This window comes from Indioceanicola profundi (genome assembly GCF_003568845.1).
Lineage (GTDB): Bacteria > Pseudomonadota > Alphaproteobacteria > Azospirillales > Azospirillaceae > Indioceanicola > Indioceanicola profundi.
Genome location: NZ_CP030127.1, coordinates 1,116,271 through 1,140,604, shown reverse-complemented (window position 1 = coordinate 1,140,604; position 24,334 = coordinate 1,116,271). Strand labels below are relative to the sequence as shown.

Below are 24,334 nucleotides of genomic sequence, written 5' to 3'. Positions count from 1 at the left end.
CTTATCCCTTCACGGCGCCGGCCGCGATCCCGCGCACGAACAGCCGTCCGGACAGGAAATAGACCAGGATGGTGGGCAGGGCCGCGATCATGGTGGCGGCCATGTTGACGTTGTATTCCTGCGGCCCGAACTGCGACCCGGCCAGGGTGTTCAGGGCCACGGTCACCGGCTGGCGGCCCAGCCCGGCGAAGGTCAGGCCCAGCAGGAAGTCGTTCCAGATGTAGGTGAACTGCAGCACCAGCGCCACGGCGCAGACCGGCAGCGACAGGGGCAGCATGATGTACCAGAAGGTGGGTAGGAAGCCCGCCCCGTCGATCCTGGCGGACTTCAGCAGGTCGCGCGGAACCGACAGGAAGAAATTGCGGAACAGCAGGGTCACGAAGGCCAGACCCCAGACCATGTGCACGAAGATCAGCCCGCCCAGGCTGCCGAACAGCCCCAGCTCGCGCACCAGCACGATCATGGGATAGAGCGTCACCTGCGGCGGGATGAACAGCCCGATCAGCAGCGCCGCGAACAGCAGGTCGGCATAGCGCGAGCTGCGCAGGCTGAGCGCGTAGCCGGTGATGGCGCCCAGCGCCAGCGAGCCGAACAGGGCCGGCAGCACGATGGCGAAGGAATTGGCGAACCAGACGGACAGGCCGCTGCAGTCGCCGCTGATGCAGACCTCGCCCCAGGCCCGCTGCCAAGCCGCCAGCGTGGGCTCCCGCGGCAGGGCGAAGAGGGAGCCGTTGTTGATCTCCTCCAGCGGCTTCAGGGAGGTGGAGAGCATCACCAGCAGCGGGAACAGAACGGTCAGCGCCGCCGTGCCCAGCAGCAGATGGAGAGCGCCGCGGCGCATCCGGTTCATGCGTTCCTCCCCTGCCGGATCTGGAGATAGAGATAGGGAGCGACGGCGGCCGCGATGGTGCACAGCATCATGAAGGCGCCGGCAGCGCCCAGCCCCAGCTCCTGCCTGGTCAGGATGTGCTCCATCACGAAGCGCGCCGGCAGGTCGGAGGAGAAGCCCGGCCCGCCGCCGGTCAGGGCCACCACCAGATCGAAGGACTTCACCGCCAGGGAGAAGAGCAGGATGGTGGTGGTGAAGAAGGTGGCGCGCAGCATCGGGGTGATGATGTCCCAATAGACCCGCCAGGTCGGAATGCCGTCGACCCGCGTGGCCTTCCAGATGTTGGGATCGATGCCGCGCAGCCCGGCCAGGAACAGGGCCATGCTGAGGCCGACCTGCTGCCAGATGCCGGCGATGGCCACGGTGTAGATGGAGCGGTCGGCCCGGACCAGCCAGTTGAAGGCGAACTCCTCCCAGCCCAGCCCGCGCACCGCCTGCTGGATGCCGAGACCGGGGTTCAGCATCCATTGCCAGATGATGCCGGTGACGATGAAGGACATGGACAGCGGCAGCATGAAGACGGTGCGGAACACGCCTTCCGCCCGGACGCCGCGGTCGATCAGGATCGCCAGCAGATAGCCCAGCAGGATGCAGCCGCCGACGAACAGCCCGCCATAGACCACCAGGTTCTCCATCGCCACCCACCAGCGGGTGCTGGCGAACAGGCGGCGGTACTGCTCCAGCCCCACGAAGTCCCAGGACGGCAGCAGCCGCGACCCGGTGAGCGAGATGGCGAAGGTCCAGCCGATGAACAGGTAGAAGCAGACGAAGGTGATGGCCGTGGCGGGCACCAGGGCCAGCGCCGGCGCCGCGCCGCGGGGCAGGCGCCATCGCGGCGCATTTGGGTGTCCCATATCTTCCTCCCTGCATGCGTCGGCCGTTCGCCGGCCTGTTGGTTGTGGGTAAGAGTTCAGTTGAAGGCCAGAACGGTGCTCTCGAACAGGGCCTGGCCCTCCTCGGGCGTCAGGCGGCGGTCGTTCCAGAAGTGCGAGATGGCATCATCGATGGCCCCGGAGACACCGCCCGGAAGCCCGAACAGGCCGGTGCTGACCAGATGGGTGGCCGGGTCGCGGATCACCTCCATCGCATGGCGGGAGCAGGGATCGAACCCCTCCACCGGAATGTCGGCGCGCACGGGGATGGAGCCCTTGCGCCGGTTCAGCTCCGCCTGCACCTGCTTGTCCATGGCGACCTCCACGAACAGGCGCTGTCCGGCATCGACGGCGGGATCGCGGCTCCGCGTGAAGGCCCAGGCATCCACCACCATGATATAGGCCAGCTCCTCCGCCGGGGCGAAGGCGCAGCCGATCTCCTCCCCCGGCTGGAAGCCGGCGGCGGTGATGTCGCCCTTGGCCCAGTCGCCCATGAACTGGAACGCCGCCTCCCCGCGCATCAGCATCGAGGTCGCCTGGTTCCAGCGCCGGCCGGGGCTGCCCTCGTCCACATGGTCGCGCAGTTTCGCCACGGTGCGGAAGATTTCCAGCATCGTTTCGGATCGCATCGCCTCACGGTCGAGCTGGCCGTAGATGCGCGTATAGAAGTCGCGCCCGCCGATGCCGAGCAGCACGGCGTTGAACAGGATCCGCTCCTGCCAGGGCTGGCCGCCCAGGGCGATGGGGATTTTTCCCATGGCTTTCAGCCTTTCCGCCGCGGCCAGGAACTCCGGCCAGGTGCGCGGCACCTCCACGCCGGCGTTGCGCAGGACGGCCGCGTTGTAGAACATCCAGTTCTCGCCGTGGATGTTCATGGGTGCTGCCACGAACCGCCCGTCGTGGCGGGACGCCTTGGCGATGATCGGGGGCAGGGCGGATTCCCATTCCGCCACATCGCCTGGAACCGGCGCCACCAGCTCCTCCCCCGCCAACTCGTCAAGCTGGGAGCCCAGCGAGAACAGGAAGACGCCCGGCGGCTTGCCGCCCAGGATCCGGTTGATGGCGGCGGAGCGGGCGGCCGAGCCGCCGGGGACCGGCGCATCCCGCCAATCGCCGCCCCGGGCGGTGAAGGCATCGCGGACTACTTCCAGGGCCGCGGATTCGCCGCCGGATGTCAGCCAGTGCATCACCTCCACCCGCGGCCGCTCCGCAGACGGTTGCGCTGCAGCAATCCCATGGAGGCAGCAAATCAGCGCTGTCATCCCTGAAATTGCGCGGAGACGCCGATGAAGGGTCGGGGCGTACATTGCGGTGCACAATCCGAAACGTTACGATTCGCAGCCAGTATGTGCCCTCCTCGATTGCTGTCAACCAGCATTCAGCCGGATATCTCCGAAAGAAACCTCTCGACAGGCAGAAATCGTAACGTTACGGTTTTGGCATCGGTGCTCCGGATGGGGGCATCGGCTGTGCCTTGCGGGGGTGAGAAGGGCGATGCGGTTTCCGGATGGCTTCCAGTGGGGGGTTTCCACCTCCAGCTTCCAGATCGAGGGTGGGGCGGACGATGATGGCCGCGGCGCTAGCATCTGGGACACCTACTGCGCCGCGCCGGGAAAGGTCGCCAATGGCGACACCGGCCGGGTCGCCTGCGACCACTATCACCGCTGGGCGGAGGACCTGGACCTGATCGCGGGTCTGGGCGCCAGGATCTACCGCTTCTCCATCATGTGGGGCCGGGTCCTGCCGGAGGGGGTGGGCGCCACCAATCCCAAGGGGCTGGACTTCTACGACCGGCTCGTGGACGGGATGCTGGAGCGGGGGCTGAAGCCCTGGCCCTGCCTGTACCATTGGGATCTGCCGCAGGCCTTGCAGGATCGTGGCGGTTGGACCAACCGCGACAGTGCCGGCTGGTTCGCCGACTATGCGGCGCTGATGGCCGGCCGGCTTGCCGACCGGGTGGAGAACTGGGTGACCTTCAACGAGCCCAGCGTGTCCGCCTGGGTCGGGCATGAGGAGGGGCGGCACGCCCCCGGCCTGACCGATCCCCGCGCGGCCGCCCGCGCCGCCCACCACATCAACCTCTCCCATGGCAGGGCGGTGGCCGTGCTGCGCGACCTCAGCCCCGGCAAGGGCATCGGCTTTGTGCTGCCTGTCCACAAGGGTCGGACCCTGCCGCAGTTCCAGGAGCGCGACGCCCACCTGATCCGGCTTTACGAGGACAAGTGGAACGGCGTCTTCCTCGATCCGGTCTACAAAGGCCGCTACCCGGATTCCGTGCTCGACCGCATGGCCGAACATATCCGCCCCGGCGATATGGAGGAGATCAACCGGCCGGTCGATTTCCTGGGCGTGAACCATTATTTCCCGACATATCTGCTGCCCAGCGAAGAACCGGCCTCCTGGCCGTTCCGCTTCGCCGAGCCGCCAAAATACATGCGCCGGACGGAAATGGGCTGGGCCATCGACGGCGATGCCTTCCGCGAAGTGCTGATGATCCTCAAGGACGAATACGGCAACCCGCCGGTCCATGTGACGGAGAATGGCGGCGCCTTCATCGATGTCGCCGGCCCGGACGGCCGCGTGGACGACCAGGACCGCATCGCCTATTACCGCGACTACCTGACCGGCATGGGACGGGCCATCGCGGCCGGCGCCGATGTGAGGAGCTTCATGCCCTGGTCGCTGCTGGACAATTTCGAGTGGGCGCGCGGCTATGCCAAGCGCTTCGGGTTGGTCCATGTGGATTTCCAGACCCAGAAGCGCACGCCCAAGGCCTCCTACCGCTTCATGCAGCAGGTCATCGCCAACAACGCCTTGCCCTCGGGCTGATTGCCGGTTTACTGCCGGGTCCTGACTGGAGATGTGAAGGCGGCCCCTCCCATGCACATGCAACGGATCAACCTCAAGACCTTGGCGGAGCATCTCGGCCTGTCGGTGACGACAGTGTCCCGGGCGCTGAAGGACGGGCCTGAGGTCAAGCCGGACACGGTGCAGCGGGTGAAGGAGGCGGCGGCCGAGCTGGGCTATCTGCCCGATGCCGGCGGGGTCTATCTGCGCACCGGCCGCACCATGAAGGTCTGCTCGATCTTCTTCGCCCCCGAAGTGGCCGATTACGGCGACGCCGGCTTCCTGGCCCAGGTGGAAAGCCTCTCCGCCGGGCTGGAGGGGGAGATGTACAACCTCATCGTCCTGGCCCAGACGGCGGGGCAGACGCCGCTCGACCCGGTGCGCCGGGTGTTCCAGCAGCGCCTGGCCGACGCGCTGGTCTTCTCCCGCACGACGCCGCTGGACGACCGGGTGCGCTTCTGCCTGGAGTTCAAGTTCCCCTTCGTCAGCTTCGGCCGCACCGAGCTGCAGACGCCGCACGCCTATGTCGACCATGACGACGAAGGCGGGGTGTTCGACGCCGTGACCCGGCTGGCGGCGGAGGGGCACAAGCGCATCGCGCTCTACAACCCTGCCGGCGGCCTGACCTATACCGGGCTGCGCCTGCGCGGCTACCAGCGCGCCTTGGCGGAGGCCGGGCTTCCCTGGGACAAGTCGCTGCTGATCGGCTCCGACCTGTCGGTCTGGGCCAGCCAGGGTGCGGTGGGCGAGCTGCTGGCGCGGGACGGTTCGGTGACGGCCATCGTCTGCGCCAACCAGCTTTCCATGTTCGGCGCCATGGAGGCGGCGCTGGAACGCGGCATCGACCCCGGCCGCGACGGGCTGCGCATCGTCGGCTTCGGCGGCATGCCCTTCCGCATGCCGGTGGAGCGCGGCGTCACCTACTACTACCAGCCGCAGCGCCGGGACGGCGAGGTGCTGGCCCATCACCTGCTTGCACAACTGAAGGGCACCCCGGCAGCCGAGCTGCAGACGGTGCTGCCCTATCAGCGCATCGAGGATCTGCAACAGTTCCGCCTGGACCTCAGGGCCCAGGCCGCGGCGAAGGCCAGCTTCGCCGCAGCCACCGCTCCCTCTGCGGCTGCCCCCGGCGCCGACGGCGGGACCAAGGGGGAGGGTACCGGATGACAGTGACCACCTGACCGAACCGCGCCCTGGAGGTGGGGCGCCAATGGCTCCGCGGCCGGATATCGGTCCCAGGGCTCCAAGCGCATAGCACGCAAGGCAACGGGTCGGCGCCAGCCGGCGCCGAACGCCGCTCTGCGGTCAGCTTTACGACATCTGCGGGCCCGCCGGCGCGCAGCAAGGCCCGCGGCATGTCCGCAGGAACCGAATAAAGAGGGAGGAAACAAATGAGAACGCATATCCGAACCGGCCTGCTTGCCGCGACCGCCCTGCCGCTCCTCGCCGGCCTCGCGCAGGCGCAGACGGCCCCGCCGGGTCCGCCCTCCATGATGGAGGAGATCATCGTCACGGCGGAGAAGCGCGCGGCCTCGCTCCAGGACACGCCGGTCGCCGTCACCGCCTTCAGCCAGCAGGGCCTCGACCGCCAGCAGGTCACCGATCTCCGCAGCATCGTGTCGCTGGTGCCGGGCCTGCAGATCGGCCAGAGCTCCAACCAGGCCGCGGTGGACGTGGCGATCCGCGGCATAGTCTCCACCAACCGGTCGGAGGTCGGCGACCCCGCCGTGGCCTTCCATGTGGACGGGGTCTACTCGCCCCGCCCGCAGGGTGCCACCGCCCTTCTGTACGATGTGGAGCGGGTGGAAGTTCTGCGCGGCCCGCAGGGCACCCTGTTCGGGCGCAACGCCAATGCCGGTGTGGTCAATGTCGTCACGGCCAAACCCGATCCGAGCGATCAGTCGGGCTCCATCGATCTCACGGCCGGCAATTACGATCTCTTCCGCATGAAGGGGCATCTGAACCTGCCCATCACGGACAATCTGGCGATCCGCGCCGCCGGCTATATGGAGCAGCGGGAGGGCTTCATCGATTTCGCCCCGGGGTCCCAGGTGCCGCCGGGCGCGGACAAGTACGACAACTCGGATCGCTACTCCGCCCGCATCAGCGTCCTCTGGACGCCGATGGAAAATCTGTCCCTGCATCTGGCGGGTGAGCGCTTCTCCGACCAGGGCGCCGGCACCGTGCCGGTGAATGTCGATCCCATCCCTGGCCATGATCTCCGCTCCGCCATCATCGACAGCCCCGGCATCCTGGATCAGGTCAATGACTCCATCCGGTTCCGGGCCGATTACGAGCCGACGGACTGGGTGGGCCTCAGCTACCTGTTCGGCTACGCGCACATGACGCGGGAGAACGTCAACGACAACGATGTCGGCTATGCCCTGCACCCCAGCCTGCGCGCCCTGCCGAACCCGCCGGTAACTCCGTCCTTCGGGGAGGAGCGCCGCTTCCAGCGCGGCGTGTTCGACAGCTTCCAGCATGAAATTCAGTTGAAGTCCATCGATGCCGAGGTGGTCGACTGGCTGATCGGGGCCTTCTACTATGAGGAGGAGAACGATATCCGGTTCGATATCGACTTCTTTGACGATGCCGGCTCCGTTCCCGGCGCGCTGGACCCGAACGACCGGCGCGATGCCCAGACCTTCATCCAGCCAGACCGCGACCTGTCCTCCTACGCCCTCTTCACCCAGAACACTTGGCATGTGACGCAGGAATGGCGGCTGACCGGCGGTCTCCGCTACACCCGCGACCGGAAGAAGGATACCGGCGGCCGGAACTATGTCTGCAACCAGAACAACTCTACGCCGGCCCAGGGCGGCATCAACGTCATCGGCATTCCCACCAGCGAAATTCCGAACCTGTGCGTGGTGACGGCCCGGAACGATGCCAACAAGAAATGGTCCAAGCTCACCTGGATGGCCCGTATCGAGCACGATCTGAATCCCGACGTGCTGCTCTATGCCATGGCCAACACCGGCTTCAAATCCGGCGTCATCCAGGATGGCGGCTCCTTCGCCGATCCGGAAACCGTGACAAACTATGAGGTCGGCGCCAAGTTTACTCTTCTGGACGGGGCCATGACCCTGAACAATGTGGCCTTCTATTCCGATTACAGCGACATCCTGCGCGCCCGCACGGTGATCGGCGACAACGGCATCCAGCAGCTGGTGACCGAGAACGCGACCAAGGCCACGATCTACGGCATCGAAAGCGAGGCTTCCTGGCAGATCACGGACTCCGACCGCCTGCAGATCGCCGCGGCCTACCTGAACGCCGAGTATGACGAGTTCCTGACTGTCGACACCAATATCTTCACGCCGGGAAATCCCAACGGGGTCACGAACCTCGAGGGCAACAAACTTCCCTTCGCGCCGGAATTCTCTATCACCGCCGTCTATGAGCATTATTTCACGCTACCCAATGGCGGCCAGATCGTGCCGCGCATCCAGTCCAAGTACCAGACCGCCATGTATCTGACGGACTTCAACCGGCCGAGCGACCGCCAGGACGATTACACCCGCACCGACCTTTCGCTGCGCTATGAATCGCCCGAGGATTGGACGGTGGAAGTCTTCGTCCTCAACGTGGAGGATGAGGACGTGAAGAATAACGTCGATATCCGCGGACAGCAGCCGGCATCGACCGGGGCCGTGCCGGGCTTCCCGGGCGTGGCGCGGGCCTTCTACGACGCGCCGCGCACCTGGGGCGTGCGCGCGGCCTACCGCTTCTGACCGATACCCGGCCTTGCGGGCGGCTGGAATACCCAGCCGCCCGCGGGCGGGTACTGGCACCTGCCAATCCGTCACGCCACCCGGGCTTCTTCCACGCAGGCGCCGCAGATCCGCTCGATGTGGCGGTGATCGGTGCCGCAACAGCCGCCCAGCACATTGATCCAGGGAAAGTCGCTACGCAGGCGCGCATAATCGGCGCCCAGCTCCACCGGGTCGCCATCGTCCAGGTCAGGGGCCGAGTCCAATTCGGCATGGCTTCGCTTGGACGCATTGGCACGAAGGCCGCGAACCCGACGCATCCAGGCAGCAGCCTCCAGCACGTCCTGGAAGTGGCTGGGATGGGCGCAGTTGATCATGTAGTAGACCGGCGCGCCGCCGGTCGCCGCATCGACCTGCTCCACCGCGTCCTTCAGCGACTGGCCGGTCGGTAGCCGGCCGTCCGTTTCCAGCGTGAAGGAGATGGCGACGGGCATGCCGGCCGCCTGTGCCGCCCGCGTCACTCCAACAGCCTCACCGACATTGGTCATGGTGATAGCCGTGACCTGATCGGCATTCGCGTCAGCGAATATTCCGATCTGGAAGGCATGATACGCCTCCGCCTCTTCCGCCGTCATTACGGCCTTGGGATCGTAACCGTCGCCCCGCGGGCCGACGCAGCCGCTGACCACCATGGGGCTGGCAGGCGTTTCCATTTCGCGCCGGAGGTCAATAAGCATCCTGACCGCCTGCCGATTGATCTCCGCCAGCCTTTCCGGCGTGTAGCCAAGCTTGAGGCCCCAGTCCGGGCTGGCCCGCCAAGTCGCGCTTTCCAGGATAAAGCCGGCTCCGTTCCGCACCGCAATTCCAGCATGCTGTCTGAAGTAGCGCTGCAGCGCTTCGCGACCCTGCCCGGTGTTGAGCAGGTCGAAGGCTGCAAAGTAGGGAAGATCAAAGCCCTCGTGAAAGATCAGCGTGGTCTCGATGCCCGCATCCGTAAGGAAAAGCTTGTCGCCGAGCTGGGGAAGCCGGCTCCTGTACTTCGCCATGGGGGTTCCTCCTGGGAACTGGGTTCTATCCGGTCGTCTCAAAGTGTCCGGCGGGGGTTGCAGCGCCCCCGGACTGGCGGACAGGAGCGGACGTCGGGAACTGGCGCCGGGAGCGGGGCCGAACCCATGGCTTTCCGCGGCAGCGTATGTCTCCTCCGGCGACGGCTCACGTCGCGCTTCAGAGGACCATGCACGCCTTATGTTTTCGCCGTATGTACGTCCGGCAATCGCCGGGTTTCAGTTGTTACGAAAGTGGAACGACCGGTCTAGGGGGCTCGCCTCGGTCAGGGAGCCCCCGTTGCGCCTGATTTAGAGACACGGCCCGCATTCCGTGCAATCCAGCTCACGGCGTGAAAAGCCGGGCATCACCTGCTGCCGACAACAGCGACCTGGGTGGAAGCAGGGTCCCCAGCCATGGCGAGCCGGGTCACCCGCTCGATCTGCGGCTTCGCGTCCGCAACGGCGATGCGGGTACAGGCATTACGCTCATGGAAAGAACTCATCGTGCCTTCGGACCGATAGAGACGGTTGCAGCCGCTGCGCGCGGTTGCCCAAACGCGCCTGTTCAGCATGCGGATACCGTCAGGCGAGTTAAGGTCGAGGTCCTTGAAACGGACAGTCCGGCGGAAGCCTTCCGCATTCTCATATTCCTGATCCGCGATGATTATGACCTCGCGCATCGGCTTGGACATCGCGGCATTGCTTTGTACCAGCAGGAGAACCACTGTCGCGCATGCACCGATTGCTCGCCAGGTCGCATGCGGCGGGCGGGACTGGTTTGCATGAATCGTCATGGTCTGGTCCTCGCGGAGGAGCCAAGCAGCTCCACTCCGCACCAGGGTGAAGCAAAGCAGGTGAAAGAGACCTGCCAGGAGAGGCGGGTTTCCACTCTCGTCCCGAAATCGATTAAGCGCCCGACATGGCCGGACATCAAACGTCATATTGTAACTGGATTGCAAAAAACGGTTAACAGTCGCAACTAGATTGCGCAGCAGTGCCGCTGGCTGCCACTGCGACAGATCAGCAGGAGGATACATTCCAGCTGACATACCGGCCCTAGGGCAGCGCGCAGATACCTCCGACTAGGACGCCGAGTATGTGCTTTTTCCGTGGACAAAAGCCAAAGGGCGGGGCGCGCCCGAATGCCCGAGCCTTCAAACCGGGCGGGTAGAAACACCAAACGACGATCTCCGAAATAATTCCATAAAATTTTATACGCTAGCTAGGTACCTCCCACGATGATATAGTTAAGCATATCGAAAGAGGCACCTGACGGCCAGATTGCATCCAACAGCCGAAACTGCCTTCCGATCTGAGCAAATCCAGCGATTTCGGGGTCATCATGGCGTTCAAGGGTCGTGGGCGGTCGGGAAAGAAAGCCGGAGCGCATGCGGGGACCTCCAAGCCAAGAATAGAGTCGCTCCATTCCGCCATGATCCCGCTCGAACCACGGGTCATGTTCGATGCCGCGGCAGTGGCGTCCGTCGTCGGGCTGGTGGATCAGGCTGCGTCGGCCCAGGCGGCTCCCCCCGAAGTTGAAAGCGCAGCGCCCCAGCCGGACCCGACGCCGACCTACGACAATGCGCCAACAATCGGTCAGTCCGCGGGACCGGTGCTCGTTTTCGCCTCCGCCAATGATGTCGGCCGCCTGGATATGCTCGCCGGAATGCCGGCGGGCGCAACAGTAATCGGGCTGGAGCCTGGGCGAGACCCGCTGGCCCGGATCACGGAGGTGCTTGCTGGCGCGCAGGGCGTGGAGCAGGTGCATCTGATCCTGAACGGGGAGGATGAGGGGCCGGAGCTGGCTGGCAGCCTGATCGGTCCCGCCCAGATTACGGCATCCGCCCAACAGGTCGCCGGTTGGAGCGACGCCTTTGCCGCAACGCCGGCGATCATCGTGCATGGTGCGGACGGAGCTGCTTCGCAATATATGGCCGATGAGCTGCGGAACCTCACCGGAGCCCGAATCGTCCTCCAGCCGCCGGCGGCGCAAAGCGACGCCGTTGCGGGTGGGGCACCATCGTCCATTCTGGAGCGGGCGGCAACCGACTTCGTTCCATTGGCAGCCTCCGCGGAGCCGGTGCGGCGTCCGGCCGTGGCGTCGGTGGAACTTCTGGCGTCCGGGCCGGGTGAGGACGTGCTGTCGAGCGTGTCCGACAAGGCGGTGCAGGGCGTGCCCGTGGCCGATGCGGCCGCCTTGATCCTCGACAGAACAGAAGGCGCGCAGTCCGGCCGGACGGAGGTGGTCTTCGTCAGCACCGGCATCGCCGGGTGGGAGCAATTGGTCGCCGGCCTTGGCGACGGCGTGGAAGTCGTTCTGCTGGCGCCGGAGCAGGATGGCATCGCGCAGATCGCCGAGACGCTGTCCGGCCGGACCGGGATCGACGCCCTTCATATCCTCAGCCACGGCGCGGACGGTCGCCTGCTGCTGGGCGGCGAGGCTACGGATCTGGCCGGGCTGGAAGCCCGGTCCGACCTGCTGGCGGCGATTGGGAGCAGCCTTGGAGCGGATGCGGACATCCTGCTCTATGGCTGCGATGTTGCCGCAGGACCGGACGGGCAGTCATTCATTGCCCGGCTGGCGGCACTGACCGGCGCCGACTTGGCCGCGTCGAGCAATAGCACGGGTGCAGCGGCGCTGGGCGGCGACTGGACGTTGGAGCACACCATCGGGGCGGTGGAGGCGGCAGCCGTGCTGACCGACCGCACCGCCGCCGGCTTCCAGGATCTGCTGGCGCCTGTGACCTTGGCAACCGCGGGCACGCCGCTTTCCTTTACGGAAGGACAGGAAGCGATTGCCATCGACCCCGCTCTGACTTTCAGCGGGGCGGACAGCGACGACAGGCCGACAAGCGCAGTGGTGGAGATCACGGCGGGCACTGTCGCCAGTGACAGGCTGACCGCACCCGGCGGGCTGCCTGCGGGAATTACGGTCACGCAGGACAGTGCGACCCGCCTGCGCTTCACCATCGGTTCGGATGTCACTTTCGATCAGCTGCGCGACGTACTGCGCGGCGTCACCTTCCAGAACACAGGCAACGCACCCGGCGACAGCCGGACCGTCACCTTCACGGTCTCCTACAGCGATAACGGCGCTCAGCAGCCGGATGTCAGCGCTGCCCGCACCATCGCCGTCACCCCCGTCAACGATGCGCCGGTCAGCACCGGCAATGCGGCATTGGCTGGCATCAACGAGGGTGTTCTGAACAGCACGGGGACTCTGGTCAGCAATCTGCTGGCGGGTGCCGGGATCAGTGATCCGGACGGAACGCCGGCCGGTTCGCTGGGCATCATTATTACCGGCACGGATGGAAGCCAAGGCACCTGGGAGTATTCGCTGGACGGCGGCGCGACCTGGAGCAATATCGGCCCGCGGACGGCTGCGACAGCACTGGCCCTGCTCGGCGACAGCGATAACCGCATCCGTTTCGTGCCGGCCGACCCCGACTTCAGCGGCGACGCCACCTTCAGCTTCCGCGCTTGGGACGGGCCGCAGACGGGGCAAGCGGACGGAGATACCCTGGATGCCAGCGCGACCGGCGGAAGCACCGCCTTCGGCACCGATGAGCGCACGGCCAGCATCGCCGTCGCCAACACCAACGACTCACCGGAACTGCTGACGCCCGGCTATACCAAGCAGCTCGGCGCGATCACCGAGGACCCGGAGGATTCAGCCAACACCGGCTTTACCGCCGGCAGCCTTCTCGGGATCGACCTGACCAATGATCAGGTGCGCGATATCGATGCCGGCGACATGCTGGGCGTCGCCATCAGCGGCACGGGCGGCATGGCTGGCGCATGGCAATATCAGGCTGCTGGTTCCACGACATGGACCGACCTACCCGCTATCGTCGGTGATCAGGTCTTTCTGCTGGCGGCCAATGACAAGCTTCGGTTCGTCCCCGCTGCCAACCAGGCCGGTGAAGCGATCCTGACGTTCCGGGCCTGGGACGGTTCGGCCGGAACGAGTGGGGCAGTGTCCGGCACGGCAGTCGCCGCCTCCGCCCTGATCCCCAGCGGCGGGGAAACCGCATTGTCGGCGGATAGCGGCAATGCCGTTCTGTCCATCACCGCACTCAACGACGCGCCGACGCTGACCGCCAGCACGGTGACGGCTCCCGAGACGGCAGCGGCCGGCGGCATCACCCTCACCGCCGGGCACTTGTCCGCCGTCGATGTGGACAATCCCGCCGGCGCATTGGTTTATACGCTGACATCCATTCCGGCCGGCATGCAGGTCCTGTCCAAAATCTCCGGGGTGACCGTTACCCTCAGCGTGGGGCAGAGCTTCACCCAGGCGGATGTGCAAGCAGGCCGCGTCTCCGTCCAATATACGGGCGCAGACCTGACGGCGGATAGCTCGTTCGCGATCGGACTTTCGGTGCGTGATGGCGCCGGCGGGGAGACGGCTGGCACGCTGGCCGTCAATCTGACGGAGGTCAACGCCCCCATCTCCCTGACGACAACCGGCGTGTCGGTCACGGAATACGTTCCGGGCGTCACGAACAGCGCGCAGTTCACGCCAATCGCGCTGGGCATCAGCGACGCCGATGCCGCTGCCGGCATCCGGACCGTCACCATCGACGTGCTCACCGATGAAAGCTATGGCTGGCTGGAATACAGCCTGGATGGAAATACCTGGACCAAGCTGGCGGATGCGACCGCATTCAGCGGAGCGGAAGCCACCGCCCTGCAGCTCCGCTTCGTGCAGTTCAGCACCGCGGATGAACCGCCAGCCGGAACCGCCACCAGCTTTAACGTGACGGTGGACGACGGACGGGGCAGCACGGACACCAGAACCGTCGCGATCAGCATCGCACAGGTGAACGACCTGCCGCTGCAACCCGGAACGGCGGCTGGCTTCATTGTCGACCAAGGGGGGCAGCGCACCTTCAATGACGCCGCGAATGTCCATCTCGGCATTGCCGATCCGGACAGCCAGCCGACGAAGGCGGTCTATACGCTGCGAAGCCTGCCCCAACATGGCGGGCTGTTCCTGAACGGTGTGCAGATCGGGATCGGCGCGACCTTCAGTCAGGCGGATATCGATATCGGTCTGCTGCAATACCGACATGAGGGCGACGACGGCACAGACGACAGTTTCGATTACACGCTGCGGGACGGCGACGGCGGGGCCAGCACCGGTACCTTCAACATCACTGTGGAGCCCAATGGCGAGCCGGTGACCACCGGTGTCGGCCGGCTGATCATGCCGGTGAACAGCACCTATTTCCTGACCAATGCGCTGCTGAACTACAGCGATCCGGACACGCCTGCCGGGAATGTGGTCTTCACCCTTACCGAACCCGTGCCCAATGCAGAACTGCAGGTCTGGAACGGCAGCGCCTGGGTTGCGCAGGCCAGCTTTACGCTGGCGCAACTGACCGCGGACGGTCCCTCCGGCGCAGCATCCCAGGTACAGTTCGTCCACACCGGCGGCAATGATGACGCCGGCACTTATGGCGGCAGCTTCACCGTCACTGACGGCACCAGTACCTCGCTTCCGCAGCAGCTTCCCATCACCCTGGTCAGCTCCGAGCAGACGGGCGGCGACGGTGGCGTCAGCCATGGCAGCGCGCAGCCCGTGGTCAACACGAACCGTCAGCTCATCATTGCCGAGGGATCGCTTCGGACCGACGCAGCCAACACAATCTCCAGCACCTACCTGCGCGCCAGCGACGTTGGCACCGCGGCATCGGATGTGACCTATACGCTGGTGTCCACGCCGACCAACGGGGCCGTCCTCTACCGGGACGGGGTGGCGCTCGGAGCGAACGCCACCTTTACCCAAGCCGAGATCGACGCCAACCGCCTGACGGTCGGCCATGACGGGTCGGAGGTAACTTCGGCGAGTTTCGTATTCCGCGTTGCCGACGGAAGCGGCAATGTCACGAAGGACCAGACCTTCAGCATCGTCGTCACTCCGGTGAACGATGTGCCGGTGCTGACGACGACCATCGGCACGATCCATGTGCTGGAACAGGACAGCACCACCGACAGCTCCACGCCGCCCGGCTCCCTGCAGGCGCCCAATGTGACCACGCCGACGGCCAGCGCTGTGCTACTGACGATCGATGTGCTTGGAGCTGGAGGAGCTGTCGGCGCCACGGATGTGGATGCCGGCACCACCTTCGACCAGCTCATCTATATCCTGACCGACGCGCCGAATGGCGGCGAAATCCGGGTCTGGGACGGCGCCAACTGGACGGGCGTGGCCGAGGGGGGCCGGTTCTCCGCCAATGACGTGCGCGCCAACAGGGTGGCCTATTTCCACGCCGCAGGCAGCGAGCCGAGCGCGCCGACCGACAAATTTACTGTGGTCCTGGCCGACGGCGCCACCTTCACCAGCGGCGAGAATGCCGGGAAGGAGATGCACAGCGCCCCGCTGACGGTGAGCATCGATGTCACCAACGTCAATGATGCCCCCAACGCCAATGGCGCAACGGTGAGTCTGAACGAGGGTGGCACCATCATCCTCACCGGCATTTCCGCCAGCGACAGCGACACGCCTGTCGAGAACCTTGTCTATGAGATTCGGACTCTGCCTGCGGCCGATGCGGGCACACTCTGGCTCGACGAGAATGGAAATAATCAGCAGGATTCAGGCGAGGAGCTTACGGTCGGGGACACCTTCACCGACGCGCAACGCGAGGCCGGACTTGTCCGCTTCACCCATTCCGGGAAAGAAGTCTTCGCTGCCAGCTTCACCTTCAAGGTAAAGGAAACCGGGGCCACCACGCTGGAGAGCAGCGACGCTACCGTCAACCTACGCATTACGCCGGCCAACGAGGCCCCGGACATCTCCACCGGTGAGGCCGTGGTGTATGAAGGACAGCAGGTAATCCTGACCCAGGAGCACCTGCTGGGCACTGATCCGGAGACCTACAATCCCGACGATACGTCGCTGACCGGCGATGCGGAGCTGATCCAGTTCCGGATCACGGGCGCCGTGTCCAATGGCCGTCTGCTGCTGGTCGATGGAACAAGCCGCATTCCGCTGGGCACAGGGTCGGTTTTCAGCATGGCGGACGTGCTGGCCGGGCGCATTGTCTATATCCATTCCGGCAGCGAAACGACAACCGACGGCTTCTCCGTCAGCCTGTCCGATGGCACGTCCAATGCCCCGGCCGCCGGAACGGTCGCGATCGACGTAAAGCCGGTCAATGACAGCCCGGTGCTGACCCGCCCCAAGAGCTATGTGGTGGATGAGGACGCGACGCTTGTCTTGACCGGGCTGAAGGTCTCCGACATTGACGCCGGTGACGACCAGATCGAGGTTCGGCTGCAGGTTCCGTCCGGAATCCTGACGGTGAATGCCGGGGTGCCGGGCGGCGTCACTGCCGTGGCAGGCAATAACACGGGCACTGTCATTCTGACGGGCACCGTCGCCCAGATCAATGCCACCCTGGCCCATGCCAGCGGCGTGACTTTCTTCGCCGGCAACAACGTCAGCGGTACCGTCAACCTGACGGTCACCGTCAACGACCTTGGCCGGAACGGCACCGATCCGAGCGCCGTTCTGCTGGATGAAGTGCAGAACGAGACGCTGAATACGCCGAATACGGGCGGAACCGGGGATCAGACCGCGACAGACACGCTGGTGATTACAGTAAGGCCGCTTAACGATGCGCCGGTCATCACCAACGCCGATCAAGCCGACACCAACCCGACTTTCCAGGAAAGCTCCGGAACACCGGTCGCGCTGGTCGACATTGCCAATGACGCCGACATCTCGGATGTGGACGTCACCGACTTCAACGGCTTCCGCATCACGGTGACGCTCGACCAGTACCGACCGGGCGACCTTCTGATGATCGACGGCAGCGTCACGGGCGGATTCTCCGGTTTTACTTCCAGCGGCGGCAACGGCGTTGCGCTGGTCATCGATTTCACCGGCGCCACGACCGCGGCCCAGGTTCGGGCGGTCCTGAATGCGATCCGTTTCGATAATACTGGTGACGACCCGACAGTAAAGGGCACTGACGCCGAGCGCACCTATACCGTCACGCTGAATGATCGCGGCAATGTCGGCGCCGGCGGCGCGCGGAGCGCTACGCCGATCACCGGCGTCATCACGCTGGAGGGTGAGAACGACGCCCCCACGCTGGGGAACCAGACCCGGATTCTGCCTTCGATTGCGGAAGATATCGCCAGCGGGCCCAACACCGGCCGCACTGTCACAGAAATCTTAGGCTACAGCAGCGGAACCGCTTCCGACCCGGACAACACCAATATCGGCATTCTGGTCACATCCGTGACCGATACCAACGGCAAATGGCAATACTGGGACGGGTCAGCCTGGGCCGACCTGTCCGGCAAGGTCAATGGCACCGATGGCCTCCTGCTGGCCCATGATGACCGTGTCCGCTTCATGCCGGCCGAGGATTACCACGGCAGCACCACCGGCGGCTTCCAGTTCCGTGCCTGGGATCAGAGCAATATTGCTGACTCCGATGCCCGCACAACAGTTCCGCTGTCGGGTCTGGCGACCGGCGGCACTTCCCCCTATAGCTCCGTCGAGGCGCAGGCCACCATCACCGTCAGCCCGGTCAACGACGCGCCCGTCATTTCCGTGCCCGACACCGTTACGGGCGTGACGGAAGGCATCGGCAACGATGCCATCAGCGACTGGGTCCAGCTCAGCAATACCGCCGTCCTGACGGCGGAGCGGGAGCTGCTGACCGAGAATCTCGGCTTCGACAAGACAACGCTGACCGTCGCCCGCAGGGACGGCGTGGTGACCACCGACCGGTTCGATCTCGGCGGCAATCCGGCCGTTTCGATGGACGGATCGAACGTGGTTGTCTCCTCCGTGACAGTGGGCACGGTGACGATCAGCAATGGGCAGCTTGTTGTCACCTTCAACAATGCGGCCACCCAGGCCAGCATCGCGGAAGTCATGCGGGCGGTGCGCTTCGCGACAGTGATGGATGCGCTGGGGGCCGGCGCCACGGTCGACGCGACGATCCGCTTCACCTTCTCCGACCAGAATGGCAACGGCGCCGCGGACCAGGGCTCCGGCGGTGCCAAAGCCGCCTCGGCCGACGTGGTCGTCACCATCACCGGCACCAACGACACGCCGACATCCAGCAATTTCACCAAGACGGTGAACGAGGATACGGTTCTTAGCCTGACCGCTGGCGACTTCCCGTTCTCGGATGAGGATGCTGGCGATGCCCGCTCGGCAATCCGCTTCGATACCGTGCCGACCAAGGGCAGGTTGTGGATCGAGAATGACGGGATTGAGGGCTTTGGCGGCACCGATGTCTCAGTTAACGCCAACGATGTCATACTTCAGGCGGATCTGGGGAAGTTGCGGTACCAAGCCGCCCTGAATGAAAGCGGCACCGGCTACGCCAGCCTGACCTTCTCAGTCCGGGATGGTCAGAATGCGTTCAGCGCCGCTCCCAGTACAATGACCATCAACGTCACTGCGCTCAACGATGTGCCGGCGCTGGATGGAACGGCGTTCAACGGCTCGCTCAATGAAAGTTCGGTGGTTGGCGTCGGTACCGCTCCCCAACGCCTGCTGAGCAACGTTACCGTCGCCGACATCGACCTCTCCACCACGCCCGCCCTGTCGGCGGACCCGAACCGCTTCGGCGGTGGCAGGATCATCATCACCCTGACGGGCGGCGTCGCCGGCGACATGCTGACCGTTGCAGGCGGGACGTTGGCCGGGATGAGCGGAGCTGCGACCGGCGGCACGAACGGCGCTGCCCTCACCATCAACCTCGCCAATACCGCGACGCTGGATCAGGTGAAGGCGATCCTGGAATCCATCCAGTTCCAGCACACCACCGACAACCCGCCGGCCGGGGCGCGCGCCTATTCCGTCGTGCTGCAGGACGGCAGCAACACGCGGGGAGACAGCACCAACGCAGGTACTGGCGGCAGCCTCTCTTCCACGGCGCTGACCGGCTCCATCAGCATTGTCCAGTCCAACGACCCTCCGTCTGGGGCCGACGCCACCCGCACCATCGACGAGGATACGGCCTACAGCTTTGTCGAAGCTGATTTCGGCTTCACCGACCCGGATGTTGCTGACACGCTGGGCGGCGTGCAGATCGACACGCTCCCGGTCGGCGGCACGCTGTGGCTGGAAGGGGGCGGGGCGTCCGATACCTATGACAGCGGCACCGATACGCTGGTTACTGCCGGGCAGACGCTCACAAAGGCGCAGATCGCCAGTCTGCGCTTCCGCCCGGCCCAGGACGCCAATGGGACGGGCTATACGTCCCTGACCTTCTCGGTCCAGGATAATGGCGGGGCTTACGACACCGCCCCCAATACCCTGACCTTCAACGTCACGCCGCGGAACGACGCACCGGTCCTGGGCGGCACGGTCTATACCGGAACACTGACGGAAAGCGGCACCACTGGTGAAGGGACACCGACAGCGCATCAACTGCTGTCGGACGTGTCGGTGACGGATATCGACCTGGGGACCACCGGCGGCCTGTCAGGTGATTCCACGCAGTTCGGCGGCGGCAGCATCACCGTAACCCTGACAGGCGGCAGCACCGGCGACATGCTGACCGTTGCCGGCGGAATGCTGGCCGGAATGGCCGGGGTCGCCAGCGGCGGTACGAACGGAACTACCCTGACGATCACCTTGGCAAACACGGTGACGCTGGACCAGGTGAAGGCGATCCTGGAGGCCATCCGGTACCAGCATACCACGGACACGCCGCCTTCAGGTACGCGGGCCTACACGGTCACGCTCAGCGACGGCAACAACACGCGCGGCGGCGGTGTGAATGCCGGCGGTCCCGGCGCGCTCACGGCGCAACTCGCCGGCAGCATCACCATCGAGCCAACCAACGACCGGCCAGAAACCGATCTGAACGGCAGCGGTGGCGGCACTGGGCACAGCTTCACCTGGAACGAACCGGTGAACGCGACGCATACGGCCGTCAACATCACCACGAACACCGCAACCATCACGGATGCGGATAACAGCAATCTGGTCGGCATGACCCTGACGGTGGCCGGAGCCGTCAACGAGGGTGCCGAATTCCTGCTGATCGGCGGCATCAGGTTCGCGCTGAATGAGGCCCGCAGCAACGTGGATATCGGCAGTTTCCTGGTCAGCTACGATCCAGGAACCGGCATCTTCACCATAACGCCTGACAATGAAGCCACGCGGACGAAGACCGATTTCCAGACCTTACTGCAGGGCATCCAGTATCTGCACGAAAGCGATAATCCCACGGCCGGGGACCGAACCATCAAGGTCGAAGTTACGGACGCCGGCAGCAACGATGCCGGCGGCGCCGGGCAGCTGACCAGCATTGTCACCACCAGCACCATCACGGTCGCGCCGGCGAACGACCAGCCGACCATCTCGGACCTGGCCGGATCGGTTCAGTTCTATGAGAACGACCTGAACGCAGGCCCGGTGCTGCTGGACAGCAATATTAAGCTCACCGACATCGACAGCGGAAGCTATGACGGCACGGTTCTGAGGGTGACCGGGATCGCGGCGCAGGACAACATCTCGGTCCTGCTCCCTGCGGCCGTTACGGCCGGATCGGGCGCGGTGCAGCGCGACGGGAACAATATCCAGTATCACAACGGCACCGGATGGCTGACCATCGGCACGGCTGCGGGCGGCACGGCGGGAGCGGACTTCACCGTCACCTTCAACGGCACGGCCAGCCTCGCCATGATCGAGCGGGTGGTGGAAAGCCTCACCATCCAGACCGACTCCCAGCATCCCGACGCGACGCGCACCCTGACCCTGTCGGTCAAGGAGCCAGGCGGCACCGCGGTCACGGGGGCGATGACCGTGGACGTGGTTCGTGAGAATGATGCGCCGACCGCCAACACGGCGATTCCGGGACTGACGGTGCCTGAGGCCGGGGGAACGGTCACGCTGGACACGTCCAACTGGAACATCGTCATCGGCGACGTCGATGCGCTGACCGGCCTGCTGAGCGTCACCGTCACCCTTTCCCATGGAACGATCACCGCCGTGGGTGGGGCCGGAGGCACGCTCGGGGAGCTGAACGGGAGCAGCCTTACCATTACCGGGGCCACGGCGGCTGAGCTGACCAGCCGGCTGAACGCGCTCACCATCCGACTGCCCGATCCGGACGGCGCCGGCCCGGCGACCGCGGCCGATTGGAACGGTACCCTGACCGTTACGCTGGTCGTCAATGACGGTGGCAATTCGGGCGAGCGTCCGCGCAGCCTGATCGGCGACACGAATGACGCCGCGGAGAATCCCGGCGACATCGACTATGCCGGTCCGACCCTGGCCGATCTTCAGGTCACCCGCACCTTCCAGGTGACGGTGAGCCCGACGGAGGATGCGCCGGTCGCCAACCCCAATACCGGCAGCGTCACGGAAGACGGCACGACCACCAGCACCGGCAACCTGATCACCGATGCTACAGCCGACCATGATGTCGACAGTGCAGGCGGCTCCGGCCCAGGCCACACGCTCAGCATCATCGGCATCCGCACCGGGACCGGCTCCAGCGGCTTTACCGTGGTGCCGGGCGGCGGATACAGTATTGACGGAAACTATGGAACGCTGCACGTCGCCAATGACGGAACCTATACCTATACGCTGAACAACAGCCTTCCCGCCGTGCAGGGCTTGCGTGCCGGGCAGAGCCTGGCGGATGTGTTCACTTATCAGCTCTCCGACGGGACTGCGGGAGACGAGGCAGCCGCTACACTGACCATCACCATCAACGGCGCCGACGATGCGCCGGCGGTGGATTTGAACGGTAGCGGCACGTCCGGCATCGACCGCACGGTCACCTTCTCCGAGCAGCAGGGGGCGGATACCGGCGCCACAGCCGTCCAGCCCTTCGGTCCCGGCACCCTGACAGACGCGGACAGCGCCAAGCTGAGCCGGCTGACGATCACCGCGGCCAACATCGCCGACGGGAATGCCGAGATCCTGACCATCGGCGGGACCGACTTCGCGCTGGGCTCAAGCAAGAGCGCGACGATCACCGTTGGCGGCGCGACCTTTACCATCGCGCTGACGAATCCGGGGACGGCGCCCACCATCATCGTCACTGTGCAGGGCGGCGGGACTGCCACCAAGGCGCAGTTCGAAGCGCTGCTCCAGGGCATCGCCTACCGCAACGCCAGCGACACGCCCAGCACGGCCGCCGACCGGACCTTCAGCGTGGCGGTCCGCGATGCCGGCAGCAACGATGCGACGGGAAATGGCGGCAACAATTCACTGACCAGCAGCCCGGTGGCGGTCGCGACGGTGATTGTCGCTGCTGTCAACGATGCACCGGTCGTGGATCTGGACAACACCGACGCGAACCCGGCCGTCAATGAAGCCGTGACCTTTACGGAAGGCGCGAATACTGCCGGCATCCCGGTAGCCATCGCCGCCAATGCGGTGATCAGCGATCGGGACAATACAAACCTCACCCAGCTGGTCCTCACCATCGACGGCCTTGCCGACGAAGGGGACGAGGTGCTGACCATCGGCGGGACCAGGGTGACGCTGGCCCCTGGAACCAGCACATTGACGGTGGGCTCTTTCACGGTGGATGTGAATACGACCGCCACCTCATCCACCATCACAATCACGCCGCTGACAGGGGCGGTCTACGCCCTCACGGATGTGCAGGCGCTGCTCCGGGGCATCACCTATGCCAATGAATCGGACAGCCCGACGGTCCAGCCCCGGACGGTTCAGGTCCAGGTGACTGATGCCGGTACAAGCAACACCGATACGACAGGCGCCGCGGACAGCAACCGCCCGCAATCCACGATCACGCTGGTGGCGGTCAACGACAAGCCTCGCCTGTCCGCCGAGGCGGACGTGACCTTCGAGGAGAATACCGTCAACACCGAGGCCCAGCCGCTGATCAGCGACGGCAGTATGGTCATCACGGACAAGGATACTTCCATACTGAGCGGGGCCACGCTGACCGTCTCCGGCCTGATCGCTGGTCAGGATGTGGTGTCGCTGCCCTCCGGCGCCGAGCTACCCGGCACGGGCAGCCTGGGCCAGGTATTCCTGCGCAATGGCGACGGCTCAGTGCATGTCCATGACGGTAGCGCCTGGGTCCAGGTCGGCGCTGCAACAGGCGGAAACGGGACGGACTTCGTCGTCACCTTCAATGCAAGTGCTACCCAGGACCGCGTCGCGGACGTGATGGAGGCGTTGACCTACGCCAACAGCTCCGACCGGCCGACCGCCACCCGGACTCTTTCGCTCACCCTGGATGACAACATCGCCGGCGGCAGCACCCAGGCGGAGACCATCCAGGTCACCGTCAACGCCAACAACGACACGCCCGTAATCCAGGATTTCGGCCCGACCGCCCCGGCCTATACGGAGGACGGCCCTGCCATCGTGCTGGATGCCAATGTCCAGATCGGCGACCCGGACCTGGGCACGGCGTCGGGCGGCCCGAACGACTACCGCGGCGTCCGCCTGACCTTCGAACGCTCGTCCGGCGCCAATGGCGAGGATGTGTTCGGCTTCAGCGGCAGCGCCACGGAGCCCGGTACCATCTATGCCGACGGTTCGATCCTGCGGCTGTCCAACGGCACGGCCAGCAGCGCCGACGACCCACAGATCGGCACCATCGACACCGGCACCGCTGGGCGGTTGCAGATTACCTTTGCCGGTACGGCAGCGGTGACCCAGGCCACCGCAAGTCTGGTCGCGCAGTCGGTCACCTACCGCAACACCAACGAGAATGTGAACGGCGTCAGTGTCGGGCCGGTGTCGATCCGGCTGACGGTGAACGATGCAGCCGGCAGCACCAGCGCCGCCCAGGGCAGCGGGGCCGCCCGGTCTATGGCGGCGCAAACCAGCGTCGCCATCATCCCGGTGAACGAGCCCATCCGCACCGGCGCTCCGCCGACCCTGAGCCGGGCCGATTATTTCGAGAAAAGGCTTATCCCGTTCCGTCCGGTGAACCCAACCCATAGAATCGCTTGACATTCGATTGCATTGTACATACATTGGGTTAC

The 24,334-nt window shown here is 65.3% G+C and carries 9 protein-coding genes; 4 read left to right on the top strand and 5 right to left on the bottom strand.

Annotation, left to right across the window (positions count from 1 at the left end; all coding sequences use genetic code 11):
• Nucleotide 1: 1 nt before the first annotated feature.
• Genes DOL89_RS21065 through DOL89_RS21055 form a run of 3 tightly spaced genes read right to left on the bottom strand, consistent with a single transcriptional unit; the run spans nt 2 to nt 2,948 of the window.
• Nucleotides 2–850 (bottom strand): carbohydrate ABC transporter permease, encoded by an 849-nt coding sequence (locus tag DOL89_RS21065; protein WP_119681286.1) that lies wholly within the window; start codon nt 848–850, stop codon nt 2–4.
• Entirely contained in the window at nt 847–1,743 is an 897-nt protein-coding gene (locus DOL89_RS21060; protein WP_119681285.1) for a carbohydrate ABC transporter permease, read from the bottom strand. Before DOL89_RS21060 ends, DOL89_RS21065 begins: the two co-directional genes overlap by 4 nt.
• Nucleotides 1,744–1,799: 56 nt before the next feature.
• On the bottom strand, nt 1,800–2,948 hold the full coding sequence (locus DOL89_RS21055) for an ABC transporter substrate-binding protein (RefSeq protein WP_162937753.1): 1,149 nt from the start codon (nt 2,946–2,948) through the stop codon (nt 1,800–1,802).
• A 307-nt stretch (nt 2,949–3,255) separates the two neighbouring features.
• On the opposite strand from DOL89_RS21055, the gene DOL89_RS21050 reads away from it, so the two are divergent.
• The 3 genes from DOL89_RS21050 to DOL89_RS21040 all read left to right on the top strand — a co-directional run bounded on the left by DOL89_RS21050 (nt 3,256) and on the right by DOL89_RS21040 (nt 8,342).
• The gene (locus tag DOL89_RS21050) at nt 3,256–4,590 is read left to right on the top strand and encodes a GH1 family beta-glucosidase (RefSeq protein WP_119681283.1); all 1,335 of its coding nucleotides are present in this window, start codon (nt 3,256–3,258) and stop codon (nt 4,588–4,590) included.
• Nucleotides 4,591–4,641: 51 nt separating this feature from the next.
• Nucleotides 4,642–5,775, top strand: coding sequence for a LacI family DNA-binding transcriptional regulator (locus tag DOL89_RS21045; RefSeq protein WP_119681282.1), 1,134 nt, complete (start codon nt 4,642–4,644; stop codon nt 5,773–5,775).
• 224 nt (nt 5,776–5,999) lie between these two features.
• Nucleotides 6,000–8,342, top strand: a complete 2,343-nt coding sequence (locus DOL89_RS21040; RefSeq protein WP_119681281.1) for a TonB-dependent receptor — start codon at nt 6,000–6,002, stop codon at nt 8,340–8,342.
• A gap of 71 nt (nt 8,343–8,413) precedes the next feature.
• Here DOL89_RS21040 and DOL89_RS21035 read toward each other — a convergent pair whose 3' ends face one another.
• Both DOL89_RS21035 and DOL89_RS25130 read right to left on the bottom strand, forming a co-directional pair.
• Nucleotides 8,414–9,367 (bottom strand): homocysteine S-methyltransferase family protein, encoded by a 954-nt coding sequence (locus tag DOL89_RS21035; RefSeq protein ID WP_119681280.1) that lies wholly within the window; start codon nt 9,365–9,367, stop codon nt 8,414–8,416.
• 365 nt (nt 9,368–9,732) lie between these two features.
• Entirely contained in the window at nt 9,733–10,092 is a 360-nt protein-coding gene (locus tag DOL89_RS25130) for a UrcA family protein (RefSeq protein ID WP_162937752.1), read from the bottom strand.
• Nucleotides 10,093–10,799: 707 nt separating this feature from the next.
• On the opposite strand from DOL89_RS25130, the gene DOL89_RS21025 reads away from it, so the two are divergent.
• The gene (locus tag DOL89_RS21025) at nt 10,800–24,302 is read left to right on the top strand and encodes a cadherin-like domain-containing protein (protein ID WP_162937751.1); all 13,503 of its coding nucleotides are present in this window, start codon (nt 10,800–10,802) and stop codon (nt 24,300–24,302) included.
• The last annotated feature ends 32 nt before the right edge of the window (nt 24,303–24,334 follow it).